General features: G+C 37.3%; 18 protein-coding genes and 1 pseudogene. 8 read left to right on the top strand and 11 right to left on the bottom strand.

Features of this window, described 5'->3' with window-relative positions:
• Positions 1-21: 21 nt before the first annotated feature.
• The 5 genes from arsA to OMHG_RS07425 all read right to left on the bottom strand — a co-directional run bounded on the left by arsA (position 22) and on the right by OMHG_RS07425 (position 4,584).
• Positions 22-1,800: an arsenical pump-driving ATPase gene (gene arsA, locus OMHG_RS07445; protein WP_010649718.1), complete on the bottom strand. Its 1,779-nt coding sequence runs from the start codon at positions 1,798-1,800 to the stop codon at positions 22-24.
• An 11-nt stretch (positions 1,801-1,811) separates the two neighbouring features.
• On the bottom strand, positions 1,812-2,171 hold the full coding sequence (gene arsD / locus OMHG_RS07440) for an arsenite efflux transporter metallochaperone ArsD (RefSeq protein WP_010649716.1): 360 nt from the start codon (positions 2,169-2,171) through the stop codon (positions 1,812-1,814).
• Between the two features lie 88 nt (positions 2,172-2,259).
• Positions 2,260-2,679, bottom strand: coding sequence for an arsenate reductase (thioredoxin) (arsC, locus tag OMHG_RS07435; protein WP_010649714.1), 420 nt, complete (start codon positions 2,677-2,679; stop codon positions 2,260-2,262).
• A gap of 245 nt (positions 2,680-2,924) precedes the next feature.
• Entirely contained in the window at positions 2,925-4,223 is a 1,299-nt protein-coding gene (locus tag OMHG_RS07430; RefSeq protein WP_010649712.1) for an arsenic transporter, read from the bottom strand.
• 16 nt (positions 4,224-4,239) lie between these two features.
• Positions 4,240-4,584 (bottom strand): ArsR/SmtB family transcription factor, encoded by a 345-nt coding sequence (locus tag OMHG_RS07425; protein ID WP_010649710.1) that lies wholly within the window; start codon positions 4,582-4,584, stop codon positions 4,240-4,242.
• A 326-nt stretch (positions 4,585-4,910) separates the two neighbouring features.
• On the opposite strand from OMHG_RS07425, the gene OMHG_RS07420 reads away from it, so the two are divergent.
• Entirely contained in the window at positions 4,911-6,137 is a 1,227-nt protein-coding gene (locus OMHG_RS07420; protein ID WP_010649708.1) for an MFS transporter, read from the top strand.
• A 38-nt stretch (positions 6,138-6,175) separates the two neighbouring features.
• Here the strand turns inward: OMHG_RS07420 and OMHG_RS07415 are convergent, their stop codons facing one another.
• Entirely contained in the window at positions 6,176-6,367 is a 192-nt protein-coding gene (locus OMHG_RS07415) for a helix-turn-helix domain-containing protein (protein WP_010649705.1), read from the bottom strand.
• A gap of 302 nt (positions 6,368-6,669) precedes the next feature.
• Here OMHG_RS07415 and OMHG_RS07410 point away from each other — a divergent pair, with 302 nt between their 5' ends.
• The 5 genes from OMHG_RS07410 to OMHG_RS07390 all read left to right on the top strand — a co-directional run bounded on the left by OMHG_RS07410 (position 6,670) and on the right by OMHG_RS07390 (position 11,422).
• On the top strand, positions 6,670-8,130 hold the full coding sequence (locus OMHG_RS07410) for a SulP family inorganic anion transporter (RefSeq protein WP_010649704.1): 1,461 nt from the start codon (positions 6,670-6,672) through the stop codon (positions 8,128-8,130).
• 28 nt (positions 8,131-8,158) lie between these two features.
• Positions 8,159-8,575, top strand: a complete 417-nt coding sequence (locus OMHG_RS07405) for a universal stress protein (RefSeq protein WP_010649702.1) — start codon at positions 8,159-8,161, stop codon at positions 8,573-8,575.
• A 139-nt stretch (positions 8,576-8,714) separates the two neighbouring features.
• Positions 8,715-9,332 carry a class I SAM-dependent methyltransferase gene (locus tag OMHG_RS07400; protein ID WP_010649700.1) on the top strand — a complete coding sequence of 206 codons (618 nt, stop codon included), beginning with the start codon at positions 8,715-8,717 and terminating at the stop codon, positions 9,330-9,332.
• Between the two features lie 492 nt (positions 9,333-9,824).
• The gene (locus OMHG_RS07395) at positions 9,825-11,054 is read left to right on the top strand and encodes a DNA polymerase IV (RefSeq protein ID WP_010649698.1); all 1,230 of its coding nucleotides are present in this window, start codon (positions 9,825-9,827) and stop codon (positions 11,052-11,054) included.
• A gap of 23 nt (positions 11,055-11,077) precedes the next feature.
• Positions 11,078-11,422, top strand: coding sequence for a YolD-like family protein (locus tag OMHG_RS07390; protein ID WP_010649697.1), 345 nt, complete (start codon positions 11,078-11,080; stop codon positions 11,420-11,422).
• A gap of 18 nt (positions 11,423-11,440) precedes the next feature.
• On the opposite strand, the gene OMHG_RS07385 is transcribed toward OMHG_RS07390, so the two are convergent.
• From OMHG_RS07385 to OMHG_RS17840, 5 genes are all read right to left on the bottom strand, one after another.
• Entirely contained in the window at positions 11,441-11,959 is a 519-nt protein-coding gene (locus OMHG_RS07385) for a DUF6262 family protein (protein ID WP_010649695.1), read from the bottom strand.
• 5 nt (positions 11,960-11,964) lie between these two features.
• On the bottom strand, positions 11,965-13,614 hold the full coding sequence (locus tag OMHG_RS07380; RefSeq protein ID WP_010649693.1) for a tyrosine-type recombinase/integrase: 1,650 nt from the start codon (positions 13,612-13,614) through the stop codon (positions 11,965-11,967).
• A complete protein-coding gene (locus tag OMHG_RS17845; RefSeq protein ID WP_010649691.1) occupies positions 13,601-15,814 on the bottom strand; it encodes a tyrosine-type recombinase/integrase in 2,214 nt (737 codons plus the stop codon). Before OMHG_RS17845 ends, OMHG_RS07380 begins: the two co-directional genes overlap by 14 nt.
• A gap of 4 nt (positions 15,815-15,818) precedes the next feature.
• Positions 15,819-16,994, bottom strand: coding sequence for a tyrosine-type recombinase/integrase (locus OMHG_RS07370; RefSeq protein ID WP_010649689.1), 1,176 nt, complete (start codon positions 16,992-16,994; stop codon positions 15,819-15,821).
• A gap of 493 nt (positions 16,995-17,487) precedes the next feature.
• Positions 17,488-17,601 (bottom strand): YjcZ family sporulation protein, encoded by a 114-nt coding sequence (locus OMHG_RS17840; protein WP_081498505.1) that lies wholly within the window; start codon positions 17,599-17,601, stop codon positions 17,488-17,490.
• A 192-nt stretch (positions 17,602-17,793) separates the two neighbouring features.
• Between OMHG_RS17840 and dacB the strand changes: the two genes are divergently transcribed.
• Both dacB and OMHG_RS18580 read left to right on the top strand, forming a co-directional pair.
• Positions 17,794-19,155: a D-alanyl-D-alanine carboxypeptidase/D-alanyl-D-alanine endopeptidase gene (gene dacB, locus OMHG_RS07365; RefSeq protein WP_010649687.1), complete on the top strand. Its 1,362-nt coding sequence runs from the start codon at positions 17,794-17,796 to the stop codon at positions 19,153-19,155.
• 309 nt (positions 19,156-19,464) lie between these two features.
• Positions 19,465-19,597, top strand: a pseudogene (locus OMHG_RS18580) (TetR/AcrR family transcriptional regulator); the annotation flags it as partial.

The following is a 19,597-nucleotide window of genomic DNA, read 5'->3' as shown; positions in this document are numbered from 1 at the left end:
ATACCTCCACGTAAGGAATGTTTATGCATTGATCATTTCTTTTATATTGTCATAGCCGATTTTTTCCTCATGTATCCAAGGAATTAAAGCACATTGCTGGGATAGCTCCTCGTTAACTTTCCGTATCCATTGCTTTTCCGACACGGCACGGCCCTTTAGAACGGGGTCAAGTGTGCCAGTTGCATGCAAACTTTGATTAATGACCCACCACGTTGGGATGATCTGTGCACGATTGAGGTCATGTTGAAGGCGTGATGCTTCCAGTACCGGTGTCGCTTCAGCAAGCGTCACAATGACTACGCCTGTTTCTTTTGGATTGCGTAGACGAGGTAACAAGTTTTTCACACTTGTTGACACTTCACCTGTAGAACGACTCATTTCCTTATGATAGGCTTCTGTTGAATCAAGTAATAACAAAGTATGACCTGTTGGTGCCGTATCGATAACCACAATCTCGTCATTTGACTTTTCAACAACTTCTGCAAATGCTTGGAACATTGCAATTTCTTCTGTACATGGGGATTCCAAATCTTCTTTTAAATAGGCAATCCCTTCCTCATCTTGTTCTTTTCCAGCTGTTGAGAGTACTTCTTGTTTATATTTTTCAACTTCTTCTGTTGGATCAATACTACTAATGGATAAATTCCCCATTATCGCATTATTGTCAAACATATATGTCAGATGTGCCGCTGGATCTGTCGTAGTCAAATGCACTTTATGACCTTTTTCTGAAAGCCCGACTGCAATGGCAGAGGCAATGGATGTTTTACCAACTCCACCTTTTCCCATCGTGAAAATAACTCGTGTACCTTTAGATGAAAAATCGTCTATAACACTACTTAAATTAGGCAACTTGATCTGTTCGGTATCGAAGCTGCTTCCGTCAGATGTGGAATCAATTATGGAATTATCATTAACCCATTGTCGAAGGTTTTTAATCCCTGTTAACGAATACGATACGTAAGGCAGTGAAAATGTTTGGATTTCTTTAAGTTTATTTGGGATTAATTTTAAAGCTTTTCGCTGACGCATATAAAATGCTGTAGAAACCTCGTCATCTTGTCGGTACGTTTGGAGCAGACCATTTACTATCAGCATCTGATTCTGAATACCAATATCTCTAAGTTCTGATGAAGCACGATTTGCTTCCATTAAGGAGGCGTTATCAGGCCGGGATACTAAAATTAGACTCGTTTTAGTTTGATCAGAAAGGGATTGAACAGCCTGTGCATAAGCTCTCTTTTTACCACCAAGACCAGACAACGGACCTAAACAGGATGCGCCATGTGTACTCTCTTCTAAAAATCCATTCCATGCTGTTGGTAGTTCTAGAAGACGCAAGGTATGACCGGTTGGCGCCGTGTCAAACACAACATAATCATAGCTGTTCAGTATATTTTCATCTGAAAGTAAATGTGAAAATTCATCAAATGCGGCTATTTCCACCGTACATGCTCCTGAAAGCTGTTCTTCCATAGTCGCAACTACAGAATCAGGCAGTTTTCCCCGATAAGGTCCAATTGTTTTTTCACGATAGACTCTTGCCGACTCCTCTGGGTCTATGTTTAATGCGAACAGATTGTCGATACTTGGAATAGAGACAGGGTCATTCGTCAGCTCGATTTCAAATACATCCTGTAAATTTGATGCGGGGTCTGTACTAACTAACAATACCTGTTTATCTTGATCAGCTAGTGATACAGCTGTGGCACAAGCTACTGATGTCTTGCCAACGCCACCTTTACCAGTAAAAAAAAGAAATGGTGTTTCAACACTTTCTGGGATAAATGATTGATACACGATTATTCCCCCTACTTGTTTAAATCTATTGGCACAACAACGAGTGGCTTTTGTTGTAGTTCACCTGGATCCACGTCTAACCATTCTGCTAATTCATCATTCGTCGGATAACTTCCAATTTTGACGACCTCATTATTTAACAGGGTAATGGGGAGCGCATCGGCACCTTTTTCATGAAGGAGTTGATTTACTTCCTTCTTATCTGTAAAAGCACCCGGATCATTAGCTAAGTTATAACGTGTAACATCAAAGTTCTTTTTTCCCAAAGAATAAACAGCTGATGCTACACGAGTTAAATCGGGGTCGACACTTGGGCCACAGACGCCGGTTGAACAGCACATTGCTGGATCAAATATTTCTACTTTTTTCATCTAAATCATCTCCTTATACATTAATATATAACTATATACTTATATAGTGACGAAAGGAAAAGCCCTTAGATTTCTCATGGCCCTCTATTTATTCCCCTGTTTCGGCAAACCGTTTTATTCTTTCCCCAATTTCATCGCGTACGCGTTGGAAAACAGCCCATTTTTCTTCATCTGTTCCCTTAGCTTTTGCAGGGTCATCAAAACCCCAGTGTTCTCGCTTCACATGAGGTGGCGTCATGGGACATTTGTCAGCTGCATCTCCGCACAGTGTAACAGCTAACGTGGCATTGTTTAAAATGTCCGACTCAATTATTTCTGATTTTTGCTCTGAAATATCAATGTCTACTTCATTCATAGCTTTGACTGCATTGGGATTCAAGCCGTGGGCCTCAATTCCCGCGCTCTTAACCTCCCACGCTTCATCAAGATAGTGTTTTGCCCAGCCTTCTGCCATTTGGCTTCGACAAGAGTTCCCTGTACATAGGAAATAAATTGTTTTTTTGCTCATTAATCATTCTCCTTACTATTTTCTTCAATTTTTAATAAAATGGTTGAAAGGTAACCTGCTAGTGAAAAGGATATCACTCCTAGGATAAACCCAATTGCAAGTATGATATCATTTATACTTCTCAGTCCTAAACCTGCTGAGATGAAAAACACACCTAAAAAAACAACCAAAGTTGGTATTACGAAAGAACGTCTCAATTTATTTTGTCCTTTCCCATTAATGTAATAGTCTATAATTAAATTTCTTTATAGAACCAGTAACGTTAAATATAGGCCTAATAAGGTGATGAACAGGATTGGTATCGTTAGAATGATTCCCGTTTTAAAATAGGTTCCCCACGAGATTTTCACTCCTTTTTGGGATAAAACATGAAGCCATACAAGTGTTGCAAGCGAACCAATTGGGGTGATTTTTGGCCCTAAATCAGAACCCACCACATTGGCATAAATAAGTGCTTCTCTCAATACGCCAGATGTGTTCGTTTCAGCAATGGCCAATGCATCAATCATCACTGTAGGCATATTGTTCATAATAGAAGATAAAAATGCTGCGATAAAGCCCATTGAAACAGTGGCGATAAATAAGCCCTGTTCTGCTGCTGCCTGAATTACAGTGCCTAACGCATCGGTAAGTCCAGCATTTCCTAGACCATATACCACTACATACATTCCAATCGAGAAAAACACAATATTCCAAGGTGCGCCTTTAATAACCGCCTTCGTATCCACTGCTTTACTATTTCTGGCCATCAGGATAAAGAAGATCGCGATTACCCCTGCAACAATTGAAACAGGTAGATGAACGAACTCACTTACAAAGTAACCAATAACGAGTAATCCAAGCACATACCATGATAAACGAAACATTTTATGATCCTTGATGGCATCTACAGGTTCACTTAATTTAGAAACATCATACGATCTCGGAATACTTTTGCGAAAGTAAAGTAGTAATACAGTGATCGTTGCAGTTAATGCGAAAAAGTTTGGAATAATCATTCTCGAAGCATATTCCACAAATCCAATCCCAAAGAAATCTGCTGACACAATATTAACTAGATTACTTACTACAAATGGCAGGGAGGTTGTATCTGCGATAAATCCACTTGCCATAATAAATGGGAAAATCATTTTTTCTTGGAAATTTAAATTCCGAACCATTGCAAGTACAATAGGTGTAAGGATCAATGCTGCACCATCATTGGCAAAAAAGGCCGCGACAATCGCACCTAAAATACTTATATAAACAAACATCTTAATACCATTGCCTTTTGCAATTCTCGCCATATGAAGGGCTGCCCATTCAAATAGCCCGATTTCGTCTAATATTAAGGATATTAAAATAATCGCTATAAAAGCTAAGGTTGCGTTCCAGACGATTTCCGTTACTTCCAGGACATCACTAAAGCCAACAACCCCAACTAATAAGGCAAGGATAGCCCCTCCAATTGCTGACCACCCGATGGATAAACCTTTAGGTTGCCAGATAACTAAAACCAGTGTTACCAAAAATATTAATATCGCCAGTATAAGCGTTGATGACAAAGTCTTCTCCCTCCAATTAACAACATACGATTCGTGTTCCTTGTTCTTCTAATTCTTTTAACTTATGATCTTGACTAGGTAGTTGATCAAGAAGTTGCTGAATAAATGGATAATATTCATTCGTTTTATTTATCGAGTAAAAAATCCATTGTCCTCTTCGTTCTTCCTTAACCAAACCAACGTCTCGCAATTTACGTAGGTGCTGACTTATAGATGGTTGACTTGTTTTAAAGATCTCAACAAATTCACAAACACAGCAATCATGTTTATCAAGTATTTTCACCATAGTTAAGCGGGTTTTATCACCTAACAATTTTAGAATAGTTGCAGCTTTATCCATTTCAATTACAGTTTTAAGCATCTTTGCCTCACCACCTTTCATTCGTGTATCATCATATAATTAATTGCTTATATACGCAAATTATATGATCAAATTATAAATTATGTGTATTAAATCCAATTTTATTCCAATAAAAACCAAACTGCGAATTTAAGAGCCTTATGCTCACTTTCCACTCCTTCTAAAGTGAAGCAACCACTACTCGCTCAACGACTCTTTGCGCAATTATTTTAATAGTGTTATATTTTCAAGTGTGTTTGTCGCTAATTTAACAGAAAAGAGAGGTGTAACTACTGGCTAAGACAAAATCACTTTTCGGAAATATTTATTATGGTTGGGTTATTGTGATGATTGCGGGGTTAGGGGTATTTTTCTCTGGACCTGGTCAGACATATTCAAATTCAGCTTTTATTGATGCGTACATAACTGACTTCGGTTGGTCACGCTCTCAAGTGTCAGGCATTTATTCTGCAGCAACGCTTGTGGCTGGTCTTATTATGCTTTTTGTGGGGAGATTTATAGATCGTTTTGGCCCGAGGATCATGATGGTGTCGATTGGGACAATCTTTGCGATTGCCTGTTTTTGGAACAGTATTGTCTCAAGTATCTGGATGCTCGCATTAGGGTTTTTCTTCATCCGGCTACTCGGACAGGGTAGCATGTCACTTATTCCCAATACGTTAGTTGCGCAATGGTTTATTAAAAAGAGAGGGCTTGCTTTTAGTATTATGACCTTAGGGAGCTTTCTAAGTGCCATGTTATTCCCGATTGTGAATACATGGCTAATCAATACATGGGATTGGCGGTTTGCTTGGCAGTTCTGGGGTATCTTATTGTTGGTTATATTTGTGCCGATCGCTTTATTTGGGGTACGAAACAGGCCAGAGGACATGGGACTTGAGCCAGATGGCTTTCAGTCTAAACAAGCTACCAGCGTAAAGCCGCTTATCGGCTCGCCTTTCATAAAAGAAGCTGCAGAGGATTGGACATTAAGTGAAGCGAGAAAAACAAAGGCATTTTGGGCTATTCTTGTCTGTGTAGGAATACCTGCCATGGTGAATACTGGCATTACATTCCATATCATATCCATTTTCGGTTCAAATGAATTGTCTCCAGCCGTTGCAGCAACGGTGCTGAGCCTGATGGCTGTTGTAGGAATTCCGATGTCCTTTGTGTCTGGTTTCATTACAGATCGGATTCCGACAAACTATTTGCTGACAGCGATATTTATCATTGAAATCATTCTACTCTTGATGCTACTCGTTACAAGTAACTTCATTATAGCTATTCTTTTTGGAACGGTATGGGGAATAGCGAATGGATTAGAACGTATTGCACTCAATGTCATTTGGCCAAATTACTTTGGTCGTAGATACATTGGCAGCATCAATGGAGTTGGCGTTACAATTGGTGTAATAGGTTCTTCTCTCGGACCACTTCCTTTTGGGATTGGGTATGATCTATTTCATAACTATACATTAGTTCTGCTAATAACCTTAGTCTTTCCTGTTATAGGCGTTATCTCCTCATTAATCGCAAAGAAACCAGATAAATCACAACTCATAAGTAACTAAAAAAGACTCCAGGGGAATTTTCCCTTGGAGTCTTTCTACTATATTCGTTCCCCTTGCTTTAATCTCTCTATCAATTCATTCAAATCAATTCTTTTAACTCGCCAATGCCTACCAATCTTAAAAGCTGGAATTTTGCCTTCTTGCACCAATTTATATGTTGTCATTTCACTTAACTGTAAGTACTCGGCAACCTGTGAAACTGTCATAATTTCGTTTGCTTTGTTTGTCATAAAGACGCCTCCAAACTTTAAACTATCTCTTATCATACCATAAATAAATTAAGAGGCAAAAAAACATCCAACTAATTATGCTCAATTATAAATGGTTATAATTAAATGTATTTAATATGTATGTTTGTTGTTTTAGGTACATAATTCGAGAAAAAAGAAGGATATTCGAGCAAAATTAAAATGGCCACGCTTTCTCGGGGTTTTGCGAAAGAAGAATTATATGGTATGATTCGTCTTGTTGAAAACGGAATGAACTTTTGAGAGGATCAAAAGTAAAAAATATATTAAGAAGGAGTAGAAACATGAATATACAAAAATTACAACAAGAGTGGTTTGGGAATATTCGCGGTGACGTTATGGCCGGTATTGTTGTTGCATTAGCCCTTATTCCTGAAGCAATCGCTTTTTCCATCATTGCTGGTGTTGACCCAATGGTTGGATTATATGCTTCATTTTGTATCGCTATTGTTCTAGCGTTTGTCGGTGGACGACCGGGGATGATATCAGGAGCAACAGGTGCAATGGCGCTATTGATGGTGAATTTAATCGCCGATCACGGGCTGCAGTATTTACTAGCTGCAACCATTTTAACAGGAGTTATCCAAATCTTGTTTGGTGTCTTTAAATTGTCGAAAGTAATGAAGTTTGTACCACGTTCCGTTATGATTGGTTTCGTTAACGCATTAGCCATCATGATCTTTATGTCACAGCTTGATCACTTTGTCGGCGAAACCTGGGTTATGTATGCTTTAGTTGCATTAACATTAGCTATTATTTATCTATTACCGAGATTTACAAAAGCTATCCCATCTACATTAGTTGCCATCGTAGTTGTTACATTTATTGCGATTACAGCTAATCTGCATGTCGGAACAGTTGGAGATATGGGAGCCTTAACACAGCAATTACCAGTGTTCTTGCTTCCATCAATCCCATTAACATTCGAAACATTTATGATTATTTTACCTTATTCTCTATCATTGGCAGTTGTTGGATTAGTAGAATCTCTATTAACCGCAAACATTGTAGATGATATGACAGATACAGAGAGTAAAAAAGATAAAGAAAGTCGCGGGCAAGGGATTTCTAATATCGTTTCGGGATTTTTCGGTGGTATGGCTGGTTGTGCCATGATTGGCCAATCTGTTATCAACGTCAAATCGGGTGGTAAAGGACGTCTTTCCTTACTTGTCGCAGGGGCAGTATTGATGTTCTTGATTATCGTACTTGGTGGATTGGTTGTACAAATTCCAATGGCTGCACTAGCAGGGGTTATGATTATGGTTGCCATCAGTACCTTTGATTGGGCCTCCGTGAAAAACCTAGCTAAAATACCAAAAACAGACGCAGCAGTTATGGTTGCAACAGTGGCTATCGTGTTATTAACACACAATCTAGCAATTGGCGTATTAGCTGGAGTTCTATTAAGTGCCATTTTCTTCGCAGCAAAAATTTCATCGGTCAAAGTAAAAGAGGAGCTTGTTACATCAGAAGAGAAAAAAGTCTATTACGTACAAGGACAATTATTCTTCGCTTCTGTCAATGACCTTCCTAACAAATTTAGTTTTGACGATTCTATTAAACAAGTAGAGATAGATTTAACAAACGCACACCTTTGGGATGATTCTGCAATTGGGGCATTAGATAAAATTGAAGTTAAGTTTGCGCAGAACAATATAGAAGTTCACTATTCTGGATTGAACGAAGCGAGCGAACAATTGAAAAACCGAATTGGTGGATTATCACAGGCTTCCGGACACTAGGATCAAACACTGAAGGGATGGAACAACTATGTTTCAAAAAATATTAATCGCAACGGATGGATCAGAGCATTCTTTTCGCTCTACCCAGTATGCCGTACAGCTAGCAGAAAAATTTGATGGCACCATTGATATCGTCTATATCGTGGATGGGCAGACAGCCAAATCGGATGTATTAAACTCCACAGATAAGTATGCGATCGAAAAGAAAAGAAACGAAAAAATAAACGCAGTCAAACAAATGGTTACAGATGCTCAGATCGAATGTGAGGCACACATCCTACACGGTGAGCCAGGTCCGACAATTGTTGACTTTGCGAATAAGCACGACTTTGACTGTGTGATTGTAGGAAGTCGCGGACTAAATAAACTGCAAACCATGGTCTTAGGAAGTGTTAGTCATAAAGTAGCGAAACGAGTAGAATGTCCAGTACTCATTATAAAATAAAGCCAATAAAAAAGGGGCCTTTTGATAAGGCTCCTTTTTATTGGAAAATAAATATATTTATTTATAATTTAATATAATTTAATTGTATATGGTATAATTTATTAGTCGATTTCCAAAAAAAGATTAAGCGGCGAAGAGAATGTTAGAAGATACTGGAGAACGTGTCATTCCCGAAAAAATGAAGATAACAAACGAACTATTACTCGAGCATGTAGCAAGGTACCATTTCTCCATTAACTATGCTAGAGGAAGAGTGTTAGATTTTGCAAGCGGCTCAGGATATGGAAGTCATATCATCGCAAAAAAATGTAAGAAAAGGGTGAATGAAGTAATTGGTGTGGATATTGATAAGGAAGCTATTACCTATGCTCGTGGCACATATTATCATCCGTTAACAACATTTCTTAAAGAGGATGTAGTCGATCCGACACTACCAGAGAAATTAGGGCAATTTGATACTATCTTAAGCTTTGAAACCATTGAACATATAGAGAATGAGCAGCAATTTTTATCAAATATTTACCAGTTACTAAAACCAGAAGGCACGTTAGTATTATCCACTCCATTTGGTAAAGGGAGAGGTAGACCATGCGGTTCCCCTTTTCATGTCCATCAATTAACCATAGAAGAGTTTAAAATTTTATTTGCTAATTACTCCGAAACAACATTCTACTATCAAAAAGGTGCACTCATTGAACGAGCAGGCTACGAAACGATCGGACAACCACCATTAGGGATTGTGGTTTGTAGAAAGTGAGCAGGGGGAAAACACCCCCTTTTATCTTATTTGTAGTTGCACGCTTATTCGATTGGACAAATACCCTAACTTGTTTTTTAGTAATTTTCTCAACTACTTTCAGAAAAATATACTGAGTACCCTGTGATTATGTTTTGTCTGACATGTCAATCGGCACATCCAACGTCTTTTAGTACCACTAATAGTATTGTTGGGTTTTTAAAAGAGAGTACATATGATATATCTTTGAGTATTCGATTCATTATAACCTAAGCGATTGTCCATTTTGCTCTTTTACATTAGTAACAATTACTTATTCCCTCCTTTAGTTTAGCCACAAAAATTACTTTCTTTAAAACTCTTATTTCTCGATTCATACAAACACTCTTTCTTATTTGCAATCATTTCCATAATTTCCACTTAAATTTTAATTATTATTTATTGAATAAAGAACATATATTCGCATATAATATAAAAAGAAACATTTGTTCCCTTTTATTTTGGAGGTTTCTTATGAAAAAAGTTATTTTTTTAGTAGATATGCAAACGTTCTATGCTTCTGTTGAGAAAGCAGATAACCCAAAGTTTCAAGATAAGCCTTTAATTGTGTCTGGAGACCCAGAAAGAAGAAGTGGCATTATTTTAGCTGCATGTCCATTAGCAAAGGAGGCTGGAGTAAAAACTGCCGAACCATTGTGGCAGGCTAAGATAAAATGCCCAGAAGCAATTATTGTAAGACCCCGTATGCAACGATATATTGAGGTGTCATACCAAATTACACAGATATTAGAGCAGTTTACGGACCTGGTTGAAGCCTTTTCTATAGACGAGCAATTCCTAGACGTTACAGGTAGTCAACGGTTATTTGGGAGTCCCTTAGAGATTGCTCAAAAACTTCAAATCGCAATCCAAGAGGGTACTGGTGTATATAGCCGAATCGGAATTGGATCAAACAAGATACTCGCGAAAATTGCTTGTGATGCTTTTGCAAAGAAAAATAAAGAGGGTATTTTCCAATTAGATTCTGCAAATATGAAAGAACAAATGTGGCCACTTCCCATTGGAAAAATGTTTGGTGTCGGAAGTCGAATGGAGCATCATTTAGGGCGAATGGGTATTCAGAGCATTGGTCAGTTAGCACAATTCCCTGTTCATATCCTTAAAAAGAGATGGGGAATTAATGGAGAGGTTTTATGGCAAATTGCGAACGGCATTGACTACTCACCTGTAACATTAAATACCCATGTACACCAAAAGGCCGTCGGGCATCAAACAACCTTACCGAGGGACTACGGAACACTCGAAGAAATTAAAGTAATACTGTTGGAGCTAAGTGAAGAAGTTGCCCAACGCGTTCGAGCGAAAAACTATAGGGGTAATACTGTATCTGTGGGAGTAAGAGGAGCTGATTTTGAGAACCCTACTGGCTTCCATCGGCAAGTGAAATTAACAACACCTACTAATTTTGGGATGGACATTTTTAAAGCTGCTTTTAAATTATTTTGTACACATTGGGATAGATTACCGATAAGAAGCGCAGGTATTACATTATCCCAATTGCAATCAGCAGATTCATATCAGCTAAGTCTTTTTGACTTTTCCATGAGAAAAGAAGAATTAAACCAAGCAATGGATATAATCCGTTCTAAATACGGCCAAACATCTATTGTCCGTGCGTCTTCATTAACTAAATCAGGGCAAGCTTTTGCCCGAGCTGAAAAAATTGGTGGTCACTATAAATAACCTTAATATAGGAGGAAGCTAAAGTGAAACTTAACAAACTTACCCCGGGTTCTAATTTATTATGGGAGTCAAGCCGGATGATGTTACCTGAACATAAAGAAGTGCTTCAACAACACCAAAAAGAGCTACACAAAAGAAAAAAACCTATTCTAGATGAACAACAAATTGAATTATTTTCTCACAGTATTGGGGAGGCTATGAAACGAAATAAAGATGTTAAGATGCAGATCTTCAATCTATACGAGGACACCTATATTGTTGGGAAAGTAAAGAAAGTATCACCTGAACGGGATAAAGTACTAATAAAATGCAAAGACAGAGACGAGTGGCTTAATTTCAATGAAATTTTAGCTATATCTTTACTTTAAGATGATGGAGACATTGAATTAATCAATGTCTTCATCACCATATAAGGACTGGTCTGTGAGATCAGAGGTGTCAATACCGAGAATATGTAGTTTACGAAGAAGGCGAAGGTTATGGAGAAGGAGTCTCTGATGTTTTTCTTTAAGTTCTTCATAATCACTACGGTAGACGTTAGCTCTCATTTTTTCTTTTTCTACTAACTGAGTTAATCTGGTAATCTGATTATCTCCTTTTTGGAGCTTTTTCTCTAAATGAATTATTTCTTTTTCTAATTGTTGCTTTTCTTGATTATAATGTTCGGACTCCTTCTTAGCTTTTCTTTCTTTTTCAGATTTAGACCAGTTTTTATCCCACAAAATCCGTAAATGGGGCTTATATAAAGCTGCCCTACTTAAACCAGCGATGTCAGCTAGCTTGACTGCTGTAATACGACAATGTGGTCCTTCTAAATCCTTAAGGTATTGTAGTGCCCAACTTACACGTTCGATACTATCTTCACGCTTTTTCTGTTGTAACAATTGTAACCCTTCATTAGGCATATGTTTCACTCCCAAACTGGAGGAGTATTAAATTTATCAAGTTGTTCTTGGAGCTTCTCCTCTTTAAAATGTTCAATTCCATTTTCACAAATTTTTAAGATGCGTTCTAAATAACTTACATTTCGAATAGCATTTTCAAAGTGTGCAGCACGTTTAGTATCTCCAGATGTTCGGTCAACCACATCCATCCAGTACTCGTATTCAGCTTTATAATCCTTTAAATATTCTAATTTGGGTACGAACCAATCACAAGCATAACACTCAAAATGAACTGAAGTTCCCTTAGGGTTACAACCAGTGATATCACTACAGATCCCGACACCTTTTTTTCCATTAGCCTCCCATGTAAGATAACGCCTTGGTTCCCTTGAAAGTTGTTTTGTAGTACGTTCATCAAGATTCATTATTTTCCCACGAAATTCAACTGGGCTGTCATTAGAAGAACGAAGGTTCTCGATACCGAGGTGAATTTCCTTATGTTTTTCAATAAGTTGATGTGTATAGTGCTTAGGCATTACCTCATTCTTATGTCCAGTTAGCCGTCGAATTTGTTCCAAAGTATAACCTACTGCATAAGCACGATCCGTTACTGCATTATGACGAAATTGGTGTGACGTAGGAATAATAAGTTGGTTTAAATCGTCTCGAAAATCTAAAATTTCAGCAAGTTGTTTAAACAATGCATTAATTTTATGTTTTTTCAAGTGAAATATTTGGTCATAATAGCGTACACTAGGCTTCTCTCCGTTATTTTTAAATCCCCATTGTTGAACAATAAATAAAAAATCAGTTCTTATATCTTCTTCTATATTATTTTTCAGCAACAATTCTTCCGTTTGCTCTTGAAGTTGCTGAATTAGATTAATTACGTATTTCCCATGGCCACTGTATGCTACAGGTATGGTTTTAATTTCTTCTTGAATATAACCACCGCTTTGCTTAGTAGTTGGGATCTGGATTAAGTACTCACTGTAAAAAGATTTCAAACAATCCCTTCTCATAGAAAGCAATTCAGAAATACGGTTTGGAAAGGAACGTATTAACCAATAGAATGTGCGAAATTCGAGAGGAATAGAGATATCTTGATCTTTCATTATCCGATCCCAAGACCGTATAACTTTTTTAGGAATAGGCTTTCTCTTACTTTTTTCTTTAATATATCGAAAAGGATTAATGTTCTTAGTTGGAACAGTATTGGGTGTATCATCAAAATCAGTAAGTTTCATAAAAAAATCTTGAATAGCAGCGTAATATCCCTGTTTAACGTATGTAGCAGAGTTTTTTAGTCTTAATTGATATTCGTAAGCGTTCACATGAGACCGTGTAATCTCTGCTATAGGTAATCCAAGATAGGTCTTATCAATGAATTTAAGAAATTGTGATATCTTGTTACATTTGGTTCTAATAACTCTTGGGAGACCGGTTGATAATAATGCATAATATTTTAATTCATTTTTGTACTGGATAGGTACTTGATAAAAATTCACTATGAAATCTTCTTTTCTTAAGGGGTTATCATTCTTTTTGCTATAATACCACTTATCATCTTCAAATGAGAAATCACCTAATTGGTTTATTCGGTTCTTAAGTAATTCCTCCAGGCTCTGTTTGTTATAAAGAGGGAAGGTTTCAAACACCAAATTATTTTTCGTCATACTTTGGCATCCTTTCTTTTATAAATGATTCTATTTTATTAATTGTATCAGCATACAAGGAAAGTAAATGGTTTTCAGCTTGATAGTCTCGGTAGACCTCATAGTTATGAATACCTTGTTTTTTCATTATTTGAATCATGGCTTCCAGGTAAGCTTTTTGCTCAACATAGAGTTTACGCCACATCGGTAACTTTTGAGGGCCTGTTAAAAGCAAAGAGCAACCAACACATGAGCGTTTCTGACAAGGGCCAAAAGATACATGCTTTAGGCAACTACCATGCCCTTCAGGAGTTTCGCGTGAACCCGTCAAAATTTCCTTCTTCAGTTGTTCAAATTCAGTTGTGGTATAAGCTTTACGAATTTCCTCATCAATGTCATCAAAGAGTTTTTCAAATAATTCACGATCTAATTCTGCAATCTTAAGTGCATCAACATCTTGATAATATTGACGAGTTGTATTTTCATTTTGATGACCAAGGATTTCACCGACATCTGCTATTGAACTGCCGGATGTAAGAAGCTTAACGGCTAAAGTTTTTCTACACTGGTGGTTTGTATAATGCCAATAATGACCATTAACATCCTTAATACTGTGTCGTTTAATACATCTATTGATAGAATTTGCAATCGTAGTTCCTTGGTGCCCAGTAATAGACATATCTTTGTCGTGTCGTCGACTGTTTGCTAATTTCACAAAAATAAATGGCGTTTTCCCAGTAACACGTAACAATTCCGTCTCCATGATTTGTAGTTGAATTATATCAACCACTTCTTGACTTAAGAGGGGGACACTGTGGTAATCTTCAAGTCCTGATTTCCTGCGTTGTTTAAAAGTTTTGCTCGGAATGAAATTTATATAGTGAAGTTTTTCCTTTTCATTGAATGTTAAGCAATCACTTTTAAGTTTTAATACGTCTCCAGCCCTCATTCCTGTATGCATCATGATAAGCCATGTTCTTTGCACGTGAACAGGGCAATCATGAATAACAGCTGATATTTGTTTTACAACCTCATCTGGAATATATACACTGTTCTTGGTAAAACCGTCAACATTAGAAAATGTAATACGTCGAAACGGATTACGAAGGGAGGATCGATTGCTTTTTTCTTTCAACCAGTCAAATAATATCCTTAGTTCACTAAAAGCATCACTAATTGAGCTTACGTTATATTTTCTTCTTCCATTGGTAGCTTTCATCAGTTGAAGACAATCGAGAATTTGTAATGATTCAACATATGTTATATCAAGAAATGAAGTATATTTTACACCGATAGTTTTAATCGCATTCGTTACACGACATAATGTGTGGTACCTTCTCGAAAGAGCCTTAGGTGATTCTCCATTCTCATACCAATAAAGTAAGTAATGTTGTACTTCACGTTTCATTTTGTAGAGGTTCGAAAAATCTATATTAATTACTCGAGTTGTTTGTACATCGATATAAGGAATGGTCCAATTATTAGCTCCAATCTCCATACTAAGTTGTTGATTATTTTTCTCGTTAGCGTCTCGCCAAGCTTTTATGATATTTATGATGAATTCCTGTTGTTGTAAATTTAACCAGGGAAATTCAATTCTTACCTGTATTGCGGTGATTAGAAGTGCATGAAAACTTACTGTTCTTCCCTCATGTGCCAAAAGATCCATGCAATGATTAAGGTAAGCTTTAAACTCTTTAGACAATTCACAAGTGGCTAATTTAAAGAACTGTTCAAATTTAATGGTTTTATAAATTTTATATATTTTTTTACTAGACCGTTTATTTAGTGCATTTGTCAATACTGATTTAACAACATTATTAAACTGATTCATACCATCATTAAAGGGTGAACTGTCTCTAAGTAATACTCCCAAGTAGTTAGTTTCTTTACTGTATGGGCTCAGAAATTTGCAAAAAGCACTTTTTGTGAAATGAGTTCCTTCTTCTAAGAATTTCTCACCAACCTTTACGAAGAGATTTACAAATCGATCGTTAAAATATGAATGTTCTGAAATTTTATATAATACTCGAGGTGTGTTCTCACCAAATTTTTCTGGTAATCTAGATATGATTTCTATATCTTGTATACTTAGAGCTTCATCCAAGGCTGAAATATATTGTTTCAGCAACTGAAATCCCTTTTTCCAATGGAGCGATATCTCAGTATTATTAAGCAAAATTGTGCAACGTAAAGATCCCTCTTTAACGAGTTCTATCATCACTCTAGTTTTCTCCTTCCTCTAGGGAATGCTTTTTTCCCTCCAGAATAATGGGGTAGATTCTCTCCAAAATTTTTCTTTTTTGTCGCGAGGAATAACCTTTTTCATAGGTTTTAATGCTCTTCACACTTTTCCATCCTAGTTCTTCTTCAATAAATGTCTTTGTAATACCTAATTCAGGTTTTTCCCTCATTAATTCTACTAGCTGTTGTGCACGTGTACTTCGTCCACTGTGAGTTCGTAATTCTTCTTTCTTCAACCCAGCCCTATAGCCTGCGTTTTTTAAAATGCGCAAAAAATTTCTTGATCGAAGCGGCTGCCCTTTATGTGGTCCCTGTGAATTTAAAAACAAATATTTAGAATAAAATAAGTCTGCTGTTTGTCTATCGGTGCTAATATAGGCCTGAATCATTTCAGATAACGACTGGTATATATGTAGAGTGCGTTCATTTGTTTTTGCTTGAGCACGATTTTCAATGTTTGTTTGTTTAACTATTACTAGTGTTTGTTCAAAAGGGTCAAAATGATCAAGCTTTAGGCCTAGAATTTCTCCGATACGCATACCGGTCTCTACACTGATGGCAAATATGATTTCATCTCTTAAAGTAGGTAATTCATCTCGAATTGCTGATATTTCTTTTTCAGAGTACCACTTAAGATGGTTTCTTTTTCTTCTGTATGTAACCCGTGAAAGAATGGTTTCCGCAATATCAAATTGCCATATCTGGCCATAGAGTAACTTTGTATTCACTAAAGGAGCCTGTTTAACTCTTTTACTTCCTAATAATACTGGATTTGTTGATACTTTTTGTTCATCTTCTAACCAGTGGTAAAAAGCCTTTAATACTGTGATATGTGTACTTAAAGCAGTAAAAGTTAACTGCGCTTCTATATTAATAATCTTTTCACCTATTCCAAGGAGATCTTTAATATATTCTTCTACCACCCTTTTATTAACCACTTCTCGGTAATTCATTCTGTTAGCTCTTAAAAAGCGAAAATAGCGTAGTAGAATGTAGGCATAACGCTCACCTGTTAAATAACTATTAATACTTATCAAGTCCAACCAAAGACAGGCATCTTGTACAGGGATACCATTATCAGTGATCATGTATCTTAACTCATTTTTATCTTTGGCAATCTCTACATAAAGACCATAACGATGTTGATTTTTTTTCAATAAATCCTCCCCTTATTGATGAAAATAAATAGTTTACAAAAACAAATCTTGTCACTATACTTATCAACCTTACTACCTCTATCTTTAGCTGACATTTGTAAACTATTAATATATCGTTTATATAATAATAACAGAACATATCAATACAAAGCACATCATTACGTGGATAAGATGAATAATCCAAACCAATACCACCACCTGTTTAGAACGTATGTTCCTATTATATGGAGATTTACAGGAAATATCAATTGGCAATTTATGTATCAGCCGAGGGCATAACGATTGGTGGAGGATTCTATCAAAAAGAATCTTTCGAAGGCATTGCCGGTATTTGGTGGCCCTGCAGGTTATATTTTTATTTTAAAAGGCAAAGAAATCTTTTGAGAGAACAGCGTTGATAAAACAAAAAGGATGCACCAGGCATCCCTTAAAGATTTCCGTTTTCATTTGAGAGGAGGAAAGATGCTAAGCTGAAAATGGGTTAGATTCTATCCTAGTAGAAGGATCCGAAAGAAGTTCCTACAATGATTAGCAAAATAAACAATACGACAACCAAAGCAAAGCCACCGCCATATCCTCCTTGGCCGCCACCAGCGTAACCACTCATAATTTCACCCCCAAATCATAATATACAAACAGTATATGGCAATGCGAGCAATAAGGAAGGGCATAGCAACCAAAAGCAGAAAAATGGGATGCCATGTCCTGAAACTGATAAAAACCATCATAAAAAAGGATTCTGTCCCGTCTTTGTAGAATTATGTTAAATAGTTGGTTTTCAGGAGACAGGAGGAATAACATGCTGGTAGAAAATATAACAAACTATGTCGAAAGTGATAAGAAAATCAAAGGTGGCCTAATCGGGATTAGTATCCGCAAAGCATCATCGGGAGATGCAGTCTATGAGCATCAAGGTGATATCCGACTGCACCCGGCATCCAATATGAAATTACTGACTGCGGCGGCGGCACTTAACGTGCTAGGGGCCGAGTATAGATTTAATACAGAAATCAGATCAGATGGAACCATAGGCGAAAACATGCTAGAAGGAAATTTATATATCATTGGCAAAGGTGATCCGACACTATTGGAGAAAGATTTTGATGCCTTTGCTGAAAAGATGAAGGCAATGGGGATTCGCACGATTAATGGAGATATAATTGGTGACGATACATGGTATGATGATGTCCGGATTTCCCCGGACTTGGTATGGAAAGACGAGCAATATTATTATGGGGCGCAAGTCTCAGCGTTAACGGCATCTCCAAATGAAGATTATGATACAGGGTCTGTCATGATTGAAGTCGCCCCGGGGGAGGCAGGAGAGAATCCAGCCTTTACGATTAGCCCAGCGACCAATTATATAACGATTTATAATGAGGCCGTAACAGTGAGCGAAACAGTTGAGGATGAACTGATTATAGAACGCGATCATGGCGGCAATTTTATAACAATTAAAGGGAGAATATCCCATCATGCCGAGCCAATTAAAGAGTGGATGGCCGTATGGGGGGTAAGTGAATATGCAATGGACCTCTTTGGACAGTCACTTAAAAAGCATGGCATCACATGGAATGGATCTGTAAAGCTCGGTCCCGCTCCTGCATCTGCTGGGCTGCTTTTGTCCCGAAGTTCCATCCGGCTATCAGAACTGCTCGTTCCTTTCATGAAATTAAGCAACAATGGCATTGCGGAGATCTTGGTCAAGGAAATGGGCAAGAAAATACATAATGAAGGAAGCTGGGAGTCGGGACTTGATGTATTGGGTAAAGAAATGGATGCCCTTGGTATGGAAATGGCGAGCATCAAGCTTAAAGATGGGTCCGGAATATCCCATAGCAATCTTATACCCCCATCTGAGATCTCAAAGCTCTTATATGAAATTCAGAATAAAGAATGGTTTCCGGTATATCTGGCATCACTGCCAATTGCAGGAGAAGAGGATAGAATGATTGGCGGCACGCTTCGTGAGAGAATGAAAGGATTTTCGGTAAAGGCAAAAACAGGAACCATTGAAGGAGTGAGTACCTTATCCGGATACATGAATAAGTCGGACGGGGAAAAATTGATTATTTCAATTATGATCAATAACCTGCTTGATGAAGATGAAGGAAAGGTGATAGAGGATGAAATTATAGGAATTCTCGGCAAGGAGTACTAGAAAATGGGCAAATATCTTATTTAAGGAGGGAAACTGGATTTCAGTTCCTTCCTTTTTTATTGACCCATTCTGCTGAGTGTATGATACTACATCAAAAAGACGAGAATAGAAAGAAATCGAAGAACAGCAGTATTCTCAGCTATGTTTCCACAGGATTACCATATTTTTACCACAATTGCATGGTATGTTTAATACAGTGAAGTGACGCCCTGTCATCAAATTCTTTGACAACGTGACACAATGTCATTTATCATGAACGTATACGATAAATGACATCATGTCACTTCATGATAGTTTGGAGGAAGAACATTGCCTAAACAGACATTTTTTAACCTTCCTGTTCATAAAAGAAATACATTAATGGAAGCAGCGGAACAGGAGTTTTCAAGAGTACCGGTATATAAAGCATCGATTGCCAATATTATAAAATCGGCTGATATAC

The organism is Oceanobacillus massiliensis str. N'diop, from assembly GCF_000285495.1.
Lineage (GTDB): Bacteria > Bacillota > Bacilli > Bacillales > Amphibacillaceae > Oceanobacillus > Oceanobacillus massiliensis.
The sequence above is the reverse complement of the archived record's forward strand: the minus strand, read 5'-3'. Positions and strand labels throughout refer to the sequence as shown.

Excerpts from the sequence above, each read along its gene's own strand:
- arsD (WP_010649716.1), bottom strand. The coding sequence starts at position 2,171 with ATGAAAAAAGTAGAAATATTTGATCCAGCAATGTGCTGTTCAACCGGC.
- arsC (WP_010649714.1), bottom strand. The coding sequence starts at position 2,679 with ATGAGCAAAAAAACAATTTATTTCCTATGTACAGGGAACTCTTGTCGA.
- OMHG_RS07425 (WP_010649710.1), bottom strand. The coding sequence starts at position 4,584 with ATGCTTAAAACTGTAATTGAAATGGATAAAGCTGCAACTATTCTAAAA.
- OMHG_RS07420 (WP_010649708.1), top strand. The coding sequence starts at position 4,911 with ATGATTGCGGGGTTAGGGGTATTTTTCTCTGGACCTGGTCAGACATAT.
- OMHG_RS07415 (WP_010649705.1), bottom strand. The coding sequence starts at position 6,367 with ATGACAAACAAAGCAAACGAAATTATGACAGTTTCACAGGTTGCCGAG.
- OMHG_RS07410 (WP_010649704.1), top strand. The coding sequence starts at position 6,670 with ATGAATATACAAAAATTACAACAAGAGTGGTTTGGGAATATTCGCGGT.
- OMHG_RS07405 (WP_010649702.1), top strand. The coding sequence starts at position 8,159 with ATGTTTCAAAAAATATTAATCGCAACGGATGGATCAGAGCATTCTTTT.
- OMHG_RS07400 (WP_010649700.1), top strand. The coding sequence starts at position 8,715 with ATGTTAGAAGATACTGGAGAACGTGTCATTCCCGAAAAAATGAAGATA.
- OMHG_RS07395 (WP_010649698.1), top strand. The coding sequence starts at position 9,825 with ATGAAAAAAGTTATTTTTTTAGTAGATATGCAAACGTTCTATGCTTCT.
- OMHG_RS07385 (WP_010649695.1), bottom strand. The coding sequence starts at position 11,959 with ATGCCTAATGAAGGGTTACAATTGTTACAACAGAAAAAGCGTGAAGAT.
- OMHG_RS07380 (WP_010649693.1), bottom strand. The coding sequence starts at position 13,614 with ATGACGAAAAATAATTTGGTGTTTGAAACCTTCCCTCTTTATAACAAA.
- OMHG_RS17845 (WP_010649691.1), bottom strand. The coding sequence starts at position 15,814 with ATGATAGAACTCGTTAAAGAGGGATCTTTACGTTGCACAATTTTGCTT.
- OMHG_RS17840 (WP_081498505.1), bottom strand. The coding sequence starts at position 17,601 with ATGAGTGGTTACGCTGGTGGCGGCCAAGGAGGATATGGCGGTGGCTTT.
- dacB (WP_010649687.1), top strand. The coding sequence starts at position 17,794 with ATGCTGGTAGAAAATATAACAAACTATGTCGAAAGTGATAAGAAAATC.